Below are 12,636 nucleotides of genomic sequence, written 5' to 3' on the forward strand. Positions count from 1 at the left end.
GATGATGTACACCTGCTTGTATTTATTTGCAAACCAATTTCCAAATAATTCAGACCTATCATGCACCATAACTTCTCGATCCGTCAAGCAATGGAGGAGGTTGTTAGAACTTGGCTGCAGCCGGCACGTCACATGAACCGTTGACACTTTGTCATACGGGATATGTGACAGGTCCAAGTACGATGTCATCCAAAGCTTGGCGGTTTTATCACTGTCCGATTTAACAACCTCGGGGGTAGGGTGAAGGAGTGAAGAACACAACATTCCAAAATCATAGGAGCGATGCATTATGAAATCATTCACCACGCAAAAAGGAGCTGCGCTTACTCTAACAGCCATGTTGGCGGGTACACTGGTATTCCCCGCTTATGGAACTGTACATGCGGCAGTTAAGACACCAACCCAGCAAGCAATCGATAAAGCTGCCAATGCCGACCATATTCCGGGCGTTATTGTTACTGTAAAGAAAGGAACGGCGAGCTGGTCATATGCCTCCGGTGAAGCGAATATCAAAAGGAACCATAAGGTAGACGCCGACTCCGCTTTCCGGATCGGAAGTACAACGAAGACGTTTGTTGCTACCGTTGCCTTGCAGCTTGCCGGCGAAAAAAAGCTAAGCCTCGATGATACGGTGGAGAAATGGCTTCCGGGGCTTGTGCACGGTAATGGATTTGATGGAAATAAGATTAAGATTCGCCAATTGTTGAATCATACAAGCGGACTTCCAGACTATTTGACTCCTGAGCTCAGGACTCAATTACTTACAAATCCAGGAAATAATTATACAGCCAAACAGTTAATTGACCTAGCCTTGGAGCAAAAGCCCGTGACAGGCTGGTCATATTCAAACACGAATACGGTTATTATGGGGCTTATTATCCAGAAGGTCACCGGGGAAACGTATACGGAGCAGATGAAGAAAAGAATTATTGAACCGCTTCAACTTAAAGAAACGTTCCTTCCCGGCAGCTCGGCGGATATTCCGAAGAAAAATGCCCGCGGCTACCTGAACACAGGGGATCAATTAGTGGATATCACCATGCTGAACCCATCGTTTACGAACGCCGCAGGAGAGATGATCTCGACCGGGGAAGACATGACCACGTTTTTCCGCGCCTTATTGGGCGGTAAGCTGTTGACACCGGAGATGCTGAAGGAAATGTTGACCAGCACGGCCGACTCCTTTCTTGGAAAGTATGGGCTTGGCATACACCAAACAAAGCTGCCGGACGGAACTATTGTATGGGGACATGGCGGCGGCATTCCCGGATTTACCAACTTTGCAGGCGGAACCGAAGGCGGTCAACATACCATTTCGATCAATATCAATGTACTGGGCGATGCGGATAAATATATCCCTGAAATTTTAGCGTCTGAATTCGCAGTAGAAGCCAAAAAGGAACTCACGGAGGAGGAAAAGAAAAGCAAGCGAAGGGAAGAAGTCAAACACGTCATGGATCAGGTGGTAACCAATAAACAAGTCCCAAGTGTCGTGGGAGGTGGGCTAAAGGACGGGAAACCTTGGTCTTATGCCACCGGTACAGCCAGCTACGAGGTACCAGGCCCAGTAGAGCCGGATTTTTCATTCCGGATTGGGAGCATTACGAAGACGTTCACCGCTGCCGTTGTATTGCAGCTGGCTGAGGAGAAACAATTAAACCTGGATGATTCGGTCGAACAATGGCTGCCGGGGGTCGTAAAGGGGAACGGGTATGACGGCAGCCAAATTACGATTCGTCAGCTGTTGAACCATACAAGCGGAATTGCGAGCTATACAGATGATGATATGCGAGACATGACCTTGCCTCAAAATCCATTCCGTTATTATGCCGTTGACGAACTCCTCCGCTTGGCACTTGCAAAGCCGCCTGTATATGCGCCAGGGAAAGGCTGGAACTATTCCAACACCAATACACTGCTAGCCGGTCAAATTATTCAGAAGGTCACCGGGGATACGTATGCGGAGCAGATCAGGAAACGGTTCATCGAGCCGCTCGGGCTGACGGAGACATTCGTTATGGAAAACAGCTCCTATATTCCGGGTAAGCATGCCAGAGGATATAATATGGACAGATCAGGTCATATGTATGACTTGACTGAAATGAATCAATCATGGGCAAATGCAGCGGGTGACATGGTTTCAACAGTCAAGGATCTGACCACCTTCTTCAGTGCGCTGTTGGGCGGCGAGCTTCTGAATCAAGAGATGATGGACCAGATGCTCACGGCAGTAGAATCACCTATAGGTAAATTCGGCCTAGGGATTTACGAAGGAAAAACTTCGGACGGGCAATCCTATTGGGGGCATGCCGGCGGAACTTTCGGATTTGAGACGAGAGCCTTCGGACCTGTAGGCGGAAAGCATATACTGGTAACAGCCATCAACTCGGTAGCCCCGGAAGTTGCGGAGGCTCACGATAAAATATTCAATAAAGAGTTTGGCCGTTAAGTTAAAAGCCGACATCGCGCCCTTTATTCGAGGGCCGATGCCGGCTTTCTTGTCGTGTTGCCGTTGATTCATGGAATTGGGGTACGCATGAAGCTCCGTTGTGGGCATGCCCGCTGAGACGATGATGGCGTACAGAATAGCAGCGCCCGCAATCGCATCGACCATTTGCGAAACTACGTACCCGATGAAGTCGGTACCGGTTAGCTTACGCCTAATGAGCATAGCAAGTGAAACGTTCATAATCTACCTCCTAGTAGGGCATTTAATTACTGAAAAAAATGACCGGCAAGCGGTCACTTTTTTCAAAGTGCCTCTTGCCGGTCATAGACTCATACTTATTGATTTAATCGATTAAATTCGTAACTTGCAGCAGACGCTGCATCAAGGCTACCGTTTCAGCCCGCGTCATCGTGGATTTCGGAGTCAAGCCCTTATCTCCGCTTCCTTGGACGATATCTGTTGACAGCAGGGTTGCTACGGAAGGTCGGGCCCATCTTGCTACTTGGAACGCATCTTCATAGCCTGCGAGCAGTCTGCTAATTTCGGTTTCGCTAATTGCATGGCCTGGCTTGATCAATTGATAACCTCGAGCGATCATCGCCATTCCTTCTTCTCTTGTAATCGTCTGGTTACCACGGAACGCGCCGTCGTTATAACCGAGTACGATGCCGAATTCACTGGCAATCGAGATCGCATTGCGGTACCAGGCAGTTGCCGTAACGTCGTCAAATGTTGTTTTTGGCTCTTCCTGACGCATTAGGCCAAGTCCCAATACAACAATCTCCGCAAATTCAGCCCGGGTCACATTTCGATTCGGAGCGAACGTATTGCCACCATCTCCTTGCAGGTCAAGGCGAGCAGAGATGTTGTTCACTTCCGTTTGAGCCCAGTGAGTTCTCACATCATCGAAATCCTGCGGATTCCAGATAACCGAGTACGAACCACTGCTGCGCAAATCATGAATCTGCGCGTAATAACGATCCCCAATCTTAGTAACTACAGTTGGCAGATGATATACCGATCCATCCGGATTGACCACAACGCCTGTCGTAATTCGATTCGGGTCGATACCTTCCGGAAGAGCGATATATTTAGGAGCGTATCCGTTCAATTGTCCGGATTTTACGGTCTTACCATTCTGGCTAAAAGTCATTTCCAGGTCGACCGGATCAACCAGCAGCTGGTAGCCTGCCGATGTTGCTTTGTTCTTGGCATTGTTTCTCACAGTCTCCGAGGAGCGCTTAATATCGATATGAACAGCGATATCGTTGAGTGCCGCATTTCCCAGCTGTCCGGACACTGAATTTAAGTCCAATTGCTTACTAGGCACCGGATAGATGGCTAACGGATTTCCGATGTCAAGGCTTGCTCCCTTATCGGCTAACAAACGAATGTCCGCAGCCGTTAAACCATCAACCTGCATATTTCCGTCATTCGGAGATTGAATGGACAGCTTCTGACCTGTTCCATTCGATAAAATATCGCCAAGCTTATCTCTGTTTACCTGTACAGAAGTTTGCTTGTTACCTTCCGAAGTGGTTGTTTTCCCTGTGGCAAACCCACCGTCGTTACCGTTAACGGACGTGCTCACGCCAGAGTCTACAGGAGGTGGTGTAGTCGTAGGCGGCGTAGAAGGAGTTGTGCTGCCTCCGCTGTTGCCTCCATTATTATTATTGTCATTGGACCCTCTGGTGATGGTCAGCGTATATTCCGTCACATTTCCTTGGGAATCCGTTACCTTCACAACAATCGTATTGGTGCCGAATGCTAACGGCAATTCATCACTTGCAGAGCCGTTAGGAATTCCTTGCCATGCCCCGCCATTAAGCGAGATTTCGATCGTGGCGTTCGGGTCATAAGTCGCCAGCGTTACGGTTGTATTGTAAACATCTTGGGTCACCGAAGCCTGATAATGGGTCACTCCCCCGTTAAAGGCTGGAGAGATCGCAATCGGTGTTCCATCCCCACGTTTTAGTTCTAGACCCGATAACTGTGACTCATCTGTTGCGTCTACCGTAACGACCTTGGAGTCTTTGGACACCTTGCCATTTTTCTCTGCCGTTACATTGACGGTATATTTTCCGTCTTTTAAGTCTTCGGACGGAGTGAAGCTCCAATTTCCATTGCTGTCTACTTCCACTTCGCGGGTCTCAATTACCTTACCGCTCTCATCTGTCAGTTCAACGATGACCTTGGCATCCTTGTCAGCTATACCTTTGAATTCCGGTTTGGCCACGTTGACTTTCTCACCGCTTGGTTCAGTGATCTGTACATTCGGTTTTGTGGTATCTACCGTCACATTTTTCTTTTCCGTGCTTGTCTTGCCGTCCTTTTCAGCAGTCACTTCAACCACATAGTCGCCATCAGGCAGCTCTTGATCCGGTGCAAAGCTCCATGTACCGTCCGGATTTACTTGGACCTGAGGAGTACCGATAAGGTTGCCGTCTTTATCATAAACAGCTGCTGTGACGTTTGCGCCTTGTGCGGCTACCCCCTCAAACTCAGGCTTTGCCACATATACTGTATCGCCGCTCGGCTCCGTGATTGTTACACGGGGCTTCAGCTGCTCTTGTGCATCTTTCAGCGCTTTCAGGGCTGCGTCTACCTCGCCTTGGGTTTTACTTTGATTTTTAAGGACCGTATTGGCAGCTTCCAAAGCTTTTTCGAATTCAAGCCATTCGGTCTCAGCATAGTCCTCTTCTTTTAATTGATCAGCTGCCGCTTTTGCTTTTGTAAGCTCGGTAACATTTACAAAAGAGAGGGTCTTCTCGGCACTGATCTGAACATTGTTATCACCTGGCATGCCGCCGTACTCAACAATGTATCCAGTTACCGTATTATTTGTTGGGGAGTAATCGTTCCATTTCCCAGCTTGAGTTCCGGGTCCGAAGATATGGGCAACGAATTCTGTTCCACCGTAGTCATTTGGTTCGCCAGCATCCCAGTTGGTATATAAAATATTTTGTCCGCTGCCTGTATAACCTTGATAGAATTGCGTACCTTGCCCGCCATTCTCCAAGCCTTCCGGTCCCGTTACCCAACGCCAGTCGCCCGTATTTTTAGGGACACCCGCATTCCGCTCGATATCTTTTGCACCAAGCCAACCGATACCTAAGGTCTTTTCCTTTACAAAGGTATTTTCTTGATCACTCGTTATAGTAACCAAATACCCTTTCCGTCCAAAATGTTCACTTCCCTCGGCCTCGGCCTTTGCCGCATCCCAAGTAATTGACGTTTTTTTATTAACATATTTATAAAAATGTCCGTTAGCTTCATAAGGAAGAGCATCTCCGAGCGTAAACTGAATTGTTCTGTCAGTCGTTACATTGGAGGTTGTCGAGAATCTGACATTAGATAAAGCCTCCGTATATTCTTGAACTGAAGACTGTGCCGACGCATTGGTGCTTAATGTCAAAATACCATTCTTTTCATTATAGAGCCCGGTTATCTTATTAGTATCATCGAAATCTAATTGATCACCGTTTTGGAAATTCTTAATAACCACTGTAGCGGCTTCCAAAGTGTACGTCGAGTCATAAACCGTAATTGCCGGATCTATAACTACTTCCAGTGGTTTCGTTGTATTTTCAATATAATTGTAGCTGGTGATTTCACTCGATGTGGTGATTAAAGCCTCCACCGGTTCAGCAGCACTCACGACTTTCGGAGCTAATCCTGCCGGTAAACCGCCAATGATCAGGATACTGCTCAGGAATAATGCTGCCTGTTTTTTCTTGAAAAGCTTGATCAATTTCCCCATCCTCTCTTCTCTGATCTCTAACCTATTAAAGGAATTAATAGTCTTTACTCGGTTGTTATTTTTCCTCCATAAGGTAGGTCTGAATTTGATGGAAATTGTATCACGCAAATCTCTACAAGAACTCTACATTGGCTGTTGCATTTTGCATGAATTGCTCACATAAATGAAAATCCGGACGAATGATGGGAGGGGAGGGCGGTTGTTAAAAGCTAAACCCATAAAGAAACGCCCTCCGTTATACGAAGAGCGTTTCTCATTCATCTATTCTCCTTGAAAAGCCGAGTTCGGATACTTCACTTCCGGATAGTCCTCAGTGGGACCGATCAGAAGCTTACTCTCGATTCCACGCAGATGCTGGTTGAAGAATCCCAGCACGTAGCGGTTCACGATCTCCGCTCCCCTTGCTCCATTCATGCTTCCGGTCATGCCGGTCAGGCGGATAAGGGGGGAGTACAGCTGAAGATCGGTGAAATTGTAATGTCCGGCTCCTTCGATATAAATGGTCCGTCCATATCCTTGTTGCGATAGGCGGTCCATCAGCTTCAGTTCCGATTCCCGATTCGCCAGAATGGTGTCGAATTGTTCTCGCGTTAACCGGAGCTCCTTGAGCTCAGCATCTGTGGCTGGGGTTTTGCGGTACTTCGCCTGCTGCTCGTTCACATGCATAAAATCTTCCGATTCCATGAACATAAATGGTTTCTTCATGTCATTCCGGTCCTTCGTGATGAACAACGTGCCATCCATATTCACACCGGCTTTGATCCGCGGGTTGGAATAAACGGCTTCAAAGGCTGCTGCTCCACCAAAGGAATGACCCAACATGCCGATGTTATCCATGTCCAGCATTCCCTTGAATTTGCTGGCTATGGCGCCTGAATGCAGCTTCTCTAACTGATCCACAATAAATGCTGTATCCTTGTTCCACACATCTAAAATGGCGCGGCTGTCTTCAAATAATCGCTCCTGAGACTGTTCCGTAAGGAATCCGGTCACGTGCCCGTCCGGAAAGGAAGTCATAACGGTACTGTAAGTATGATCGACGGCGAATACGATATAGCCGTGGCTGGCAAGATGTTCAGCCTGCGACGTATGTAAAATTCTGCCGACCCCCATGCCGTGTGACAGCAGCACCACCGGATACGGATTGTCCGCGGGTTGCAGATCGGCATTGATAGATGCATTGGCCCGGCTGTATTTCCAATAGTCGAGGGCAGGAGCGGGAAGTCCCAGATATCCGGAATAAGCTTGCATATAGGCTTGGAAGAGCTCTCTGTCCTTAGGGAACACTGCAGATTTCTCGCCGCTCCGGCCAGATTCCGCAGCGGGGTACCATACCTGAACGACAAGCTCTCGCTTGTCGCCTTTCTGCTCGGTGAACGTTTCTTCCCGGTCGGCATCGATAAAATGGAACATTTCCGTCCCCACACTGAACTCGCCTGAAGGCTTAGGTAAATGAAAGACGGGCAGCAGCACCGATAAGGCAACCGATAAGCTTAGCAAAACAATAGATAGGGCCAATATCGTGTAACGCAGCGGATGCCCGACTTTTCTGCGTCTGAATAAGACAAAGGCAAGGAGCAAAGCGGTGACGATATAGGTCGGAATCATCTGCCACCTATACCCTTCAAACAGCAGCTGCGCGGCCAACAGTAAACCGCAAGCGATGCTGGCTGTAGCACCAACCTTCCGGTTGATTATGTTACGGAACAGTAAGACCATCAGCACCAAAACGGAGAATGCCACTAACAATATTTCCAATACTCTCATACGTTCGCTCCCTTGATTCTGCCAATTTCTTTTATCGTAACGGATCAAGGTTAAAACGAACGGGCAGTTCCGTTTAAAAATGGTTTAAATCTGGACTGTTCTAGTATGATTCCCCGGTGTCTGTACCGGACGCCCGGGCTTTTTACTGAAACTGTATGCCTCTATATACCCGCACCTTCCGGCTCAAGCAGTGCCAGCAGCTCCGAAATGGTGTCGGCATGCTGATCGTTGCCGTTCATAATCGTTTTGAAAACAGGAACCGCTTCCTGCAGCAGTACATAACTGAAGTTATAATAACTGATAAAGGCCTCCGCTTCATAGCCCGGTGGCTCCTCTTCTTCCCATCGCAAATCGTCTTCTTCATCGTCTTCTGGCCATAAGTATTTTTCGTCCAGCAGCTTATCCATCGTCTCAACCGTTTGTGTCGAATCCATATATTCCATGGTTATGGCTGAAGCTATGGATAAGTATAGCTCCATTTCCTCCGAAGAGACCTGCTCCGGTTTCTGTTTGGCAAGCACCCGCAGGAGCATAAGCAGGGCCCACGGCGTCGTCTGCCACAGGGTCCCTTGGTGCTCGATCAGGTTGGCCAATTCCTTATATTGTCCTGTTTCCAAGAGCCGTGGAATATCCGTTCCTCTTCCATAGGCGGTCGTCAACCGCTGCCACGGTACGCTGGTTACCGTTTGGGCCAAAGCGTGCATTCCGATCTCCTCCTTCAAGTCATAAACAAGGTGCACTGGCGTCCGAAGATGTTCACAGCCATCCTTTATCCTCAGCGATCGCCACGGCCTGCTGCCGGGAATCGGCCTCCAGCTTCTGTATGGCAGAGGAGAGGTAGTTGCGTACGGTTCCTCTCGTCAGGAACAGCGCTTTGCTGATATCGCCGGTGGTCATGCCTTCTTTGGTTAAGCGAAGCATTTCGATTTCCCGTTCGCTGAGCGGGTTCTCTTCCTTTATGAAGAGCGCAGCCGCCAGATCGGTGCTCACAACCCGCTCGCCCTTCATGACCCGCCGGATGGCTTCGATCAAGAAATCGATCGGCTCGTCCTTTAACAGGTAGCCTTCTACCTGCGCATCCATCGCTTTTTGCAAATAACCCGGGCGGGCGAAGGTCGTGACGATCATGATTTTGCAGGGCAGACCCGCTTGACGTATGGACTCGGCCAATTCCAGGCCGCTGATATGAGGCATTTCGATGTCGAGCAGGCACACGTCCGGCTGATGCTGCCGGATCGCGTCCCAGGCTCGCTGCCCGTCGGGCACCTCGGCCACGACCTCGATGTCATCTTCGAAATTAAGCAGTGAGGCGAATGCGCCGCGAAGCATTTTCTGATCTTCCGCAATGACGATTCGAATCATGAAGCGTCCTCCTTTTCATGCCGGCGAAGCGGGAGTTTCAGGGACACCCTGGTGCCCCCCTCAGGTGACGGGACGATGGCGGAGGACCCGCCCAGCGTCTTCATCCGCTCCATGATCGACGGGATACCGTTTCCGTCGCCTTGCCCCGTAAACCCAATGCCGTCATCCGCGATATGGATTCCGTAGACATGGTCCTTCGTTTCCAGCCTGATGGTGCACCGCTTAGCCCGGCTATGCTTGATAATATTGGTCATGGCTTCCCGGATGCAGAGCGCAAGCATCGTTTCTTCCACGCTGGATAACAGCGGGGGCTTCTCCAGATCCTCGATACTCAGGGCAATGCCCGCCGTATGCAGCAGCTTGGCCGAATGCTCCAGCTCGCTTGGCAGTGAGACGAACTTCATATCGGATACCAGCTCCCTCACTTGCTTCAGGGCGGTTCTGGTGGTATCCAGAATCTCGCTTAGCTCTCGCTTGGCTTGGGCAGAATCCTTATCCACCCATTTCGTCGCCAGCTCGCTCTTCATTTTGATCATCATGAGGGTCTGTCCCAAGGTATCGTGGAGATCCCTGGCGATCCGCTGCCGCTCCTCCTGCTGGATATACTTTGCGATCTGTTCGTTGGCTTCGTCCAGCTCCCCCTGCAGGCTTTTTGCTTTCTCCTTGATGTAGATGACGATCGGGTATACCGTCTGAATGATCATGACCGGAAGGTAAATGGCGTTGGACGTTTCGAGCAGCGGTTCCTGCCGGATGAGGAACACAAGCAGGTATGATATGGCAATGGCCCCACTGCCGATGGCGATGTGTACCTTGGATTTGGACCGGCCCAGCAAGTCGGCAAAAACGATCCCGAACATCAGGACGCTCGGCTCGGTATACACCCCGAACACGGCAATCGCCGACAGACCGGACAGCACGGCTGCCAGCAGCAGGCCGCCGCGGCACCACAGCGCGAAATAAAACGAAACGAAGTACAGTAGGAGCAGCAAGAGGCTGCCCCACAGTCCCAGCGCCGTATCTGAACGAAACACACAGTAGCATAAAAATACGGTCAGTACGACATCGATGAGCAAATAATTTTTGATCTGGTCCCTCGGGTACAACTTATAGAACATATCTAGCCCCCAATCCGGCTATTTTGATTCGAATAAGCCTACTGCCTGTTTGCGGACGGTCTCCATGGGCCCCAGCTTGAAGCCGCGAAGCCACAAGGACGCCATGCCGAGCTGAAGTGCGGAGATCAGCAGCCAGACGGCGATAATCGCGGCCGAATTCAGCTTGCCGGCAAGCCCTAAGCCCCAGCCGTAGAAGACGGCCGATGCGATGATGTTCTGGAGCACGTAGCAGCTCAGCGACATTTTTCCGACGTTTTCCAGACGGCGCCACAGCCATTCCCATTTCGCATATTGTATCATTCTCGCGATGATTGCTATATACCCCATGGACATCAGCGGGGCGAATAAATAGCGTACCGGTAAATCGAAAGCGCCGCCGGGAACGAATATGAGCAGGTTGAGCGGCACGCCGACATATAGGCCCAGCTTGAATAGCCTTTTCCGCAGTCTTTTGCCGTTCTCGTCCGGGGCGAATACGCCTGCGCGCATGAAACGAACGCCCAGCAGGAACAGAAACACGTTCGTCGGGATGACGAGGATGGCCTCCGCTCGCAGCGGGAGGAAATTCGCCAGCCGATATTGAACTTGCCCCAACCAAGTGCCTTCCTGATAAAGAACAGCGACATCATGAAAACTGCCCAGCGATACCTCTGCGCCGCTCGCCAGCATCAGCCCCGCAAGGGCGAGGATCGCAATGACGAAGACGCTGCCGATCACGTTCATCGTGCGGGCAATGAGCCGGTCGCCGCCCTTTACGATAAAGGCCGCAATGATGGCGGTAACTCCATAACTCATTAAGATGTCATACTCCATGACCAATATAAAATGCAGCAGGCCTTCAAGGATCAAAAACAGGACCGCCCACAAATAAACGCCCGGCCACGGTTTTCCCTTCCGCTTGGCCTGCCGATACTTCATTTCCAGACCGACGCCGAACATGATCGTCAGCAGTCCGAGCAGCTTCCCGTTCACCAGGAACAAGACGACCATCCGGAGAAGATCGTCCGCTCCCCACCAACCGGAATGATCAAAGGTTGTAATGTAGCGAAGATCCCCCGCATGCGCGAAGATCCAAATATTCGTCCCGAGCGTTCCGAGGATCGCAAAGCCTCGCAAAATGTCCAGCAGGCGAATTCTGTCCTTTCGTTGTTCCATCTCCGTATCCCTCTTTCATCTTAGGTTCTCTTGTAGTTTCATTGTAGAATCGATCCGTTTGACGCAACATTCACACCTGTAAAGAGATCCTTATGACACGTGTCATAAATATGGGGAAGGGAATCGGGCGAGCGGAAAAGGGGATATCGTCACCATTTGAAAATTATGGAATAATAGGAGAAGCCGTTGCTTCCGCACCCAATCAGCTTAGGATCATGCGAATCGAGGTTCATTGGCGGAAGAAAATCTGCTTGAAAACAGGAGGAGTGATCATGTACATCGTATCGGAACCAAGGCCGCTGTCGGATGGCCAAAATCAAGTGTTTGGAAGAGAGGGAGCAACTGTTTATCCACCGGGCTACGCCAAGTTTTTGCAGCGATTCGGCGAAGGGACTTACCGCGGGTGGATGAATGTCCAGCTGCCAGATATGGAAGTGCTTCAACCTTTTGCCGAGTACGGGTTATGGGAGCACGGCGAAGACTGCCCGATTACCGAGCAGCAGATTGCAGAGTGTATCGCAATAGGCACAACGGTGGATGGTGATTTTTTGGCCGTGCATCCTAAGACGGCTCAGTTGCTCTGGCTGCCTCGGCATGCGGAGCTTGTCCAGGCGATTTCGCTGCAGTCACGGGAGCAGGACGATGAAGGCCTGTACGCAGAAGTTCTGGACGAAATATATCGTCAGGTGTATGGGCGCAGCCAAGAGGAAGCCGTTTATTATGAACCGTGGACGGGTAAGCGGAGTCATATCTTCTTACGCTTCCCTCCTGGGCAGGATGGGCTGTCATTGCCTGAGCTAGCCGGTATGTGTCAAGCGTCCTTTCCGTCGGATCTGTCTGTGGAAAACGAATATACATGCAGCTTGTTCTACCGGGAACTGGGCGGATATGTACGATTCAATTATGCTTATCAGCAAGAGGTAGCCGTCTTCTATGAAGAGGATGCAGGGCTGGCATTTTCCGTTATGGAGCAATGGTTATTATCAAAAGGGTGCTTAGACCCTACTCCATCGTGATGATGAGGC

At 50.1% G+C, this 12,636-nt stretch carries 8 protein-coding genes; 2 read left to right on the plus strand and 6 right to left on the minus strand.

The features are described 5' to 3' along the window. Positions 1–289 precede the first annotated feature (289 nt). Positions 290–2,449: a serine hydrolase domain-containing protein gene (locus tag OHJ21_RS28555; protein ID WP_486021812.1), complete on the plus strand. Its 2,160-nt coding sequence runs from the start codon at positions 290–292 to the stop codon at positions 2,447–2,449. Between the two features lie 343 nt (positions 2,450–2,792). Here the strand turns inward: OHJ21_RS28555 and OHJ21_RS28560 are convergent, their stop codons facing one another. From OHJ21_RS28560 to OHJ21_RS28585, 6 genes are all read right to left on the minus strand, one after another. Beyond that, positions 2,793–6,209: an S-layer homology domain-containing protein gene (locus tag OHJ21_RS28560; RefSeq protein WP_486021813.1), complete on the minus strand. Its 3,417-nt coding sequence runs from the start codon at positions 6,207–6,209 to the stop codon at positions 2,793–2,795. Between the two features lie 261 nt (positions 6,210–6,470). Then, a complete protein-coding gene (locus OHJ21_RS28565) occupies positions 6,471–7,976 on the minus strand; it encodes an alpha/beta hydrolase (protein ID WP_486021815.1) in 1,506 nt (501 codons plus the stop codon). A 161-nt stretch (positions 7,977–8,137) separates the two neighbouring features. After that, positions 8,138–8,680 (minus strand): hypothetical protein, encoded by a 543-nt coding sequence (locus OHJ21_RS28570; protein ID WP_394059227.1) that lies wholly within the window; start codon positions 8,678–8,680, stop codon positions 8,138–8,140. Between the two features lie 52 nt (positions 8,681–8,732). Beyond that, positions 8,733–9,338: a response regulator transcription factor gene (locus OHJ21_RS28575; protein WP_100541244.1), complete on the minus strand. Its 606-nt coding sequence runs from the start codon at positions 9,336–9,338 to the stop codon at positions 8,733–8,735. After that, on the minus strand, positions 9,335–10,456 hold the full coding sequence (locus tag OHJ21_RS28580; protein ID WP_394059229.1) for a sensor histidine kinase: 1,122 nt from the start codon (positions 10,454–10,456) through the stop codon (positions 9,335–9,337). Before OHJ21_RS28580 ends, OHJ21_RS28575 begins: the two co-directional genes overlap by 4 nt. 18 nt (positions 10,457–10,474) lie before the next feature. After that, complete coding sequence (locus tag OHJ21_RS28585) at positions 10,475–11,611, minus strand: DUF418 domain-containing protein (RefSeq protein WP_394059231.1); 1,137 nt, start codon at positions 11,609–11,611, stop codon at positions 10,475–10,477. A gap of 272 nt (positions 11,612–11,883) precedes the next feature. Between OHJ21_RS28585 and OHJ21_RS28590 the strand changes: the two genes are divergently transcribed. Further along, entirely contained in the window at positions 11,884–12,627 is a 744-nt protein-coding gene (locus OHJ21_RS28590) for a hypothetical protein (RefSeq protein WP_100541241.1), read from the plus strand. Positions 12,628–12,636 lie beyond the last annotated feature (9 nt).

The sequence above is a fragment of the Virgibacillus sp. LDC1 genome (assembly GCF_025792345.1).
GTDB classification, from domain to species: Bacteria; Bacillota; Bacilli; order Paenibacillales; family Paenibacillaceae; genus Paenibacillus_AQ; species Paenibacillus_AQ lautus.

What these genes read in the sequence shown, in the direction of transcription:
- OHJ21_RS28585 (WP_394059231.1), bottom strand. Translation starts at nt 11,611, where the DNA reads ATGGAACAACGAAAGGACAGAATTCGCCTGCTGGACATTTTGCGAGGC.
- OHJ21_RS28570 (WP_394059227.1), bottom strand. Translation starts at nt 8,680, where the DNA reads ATGCACGCTTTGGCCCAAACGGTAACCAGCGTACCGTGGCAGCGGTTG.
- OHJ21_RS28590 (WP_100541241.1), top strand. Translation starts at nt 11,884, where the DNA reads ATGTACATCGTATCGGAACCAAGGCCGCTGTCGGATGGCCAAAATCAA.
- OHJ21_RS28555 (WP_486021812.1), top strand. Translation starts at nt 290, where the DNA reads ATGAAATCATTCACCACGCAAAAAGGAGCTGCGCTTACTCTAACAGCC.
- OHJ21_RS28560 (WP_486021813.1), bottom strand. Translation starts at nt 6,209, where the DNA reads ATGGGGAAATTGATCAAGCTTTTCAAGAAAAAACAGGCAGCATTATTC.
- OHJ21_RS28580 (WP_394059229.1), bottom strand. Translation starts at nt 10,456, where the DNA reads ATGTTCTATAAGTTGTACCCGAGGGACCAGATCAAAAATTATTTGCTC.
- OHJ21_RS28565 (WP_486021815.1), bottom strand. Translation starts at nt 7,976, where the DNA reads ATGAGAGTATTGGAAATATTGTTAGTGGCATTCTCCGTTTTGGTGCTG.
- OHJ21_RS28575 (WP_100541244.1), bottom strand. Translation starts at nt 9,338, where the DNA reads ATGATTCGAATCGTCATTGCGGAAGATCAGAAAATGCTTCGCGGCGCA.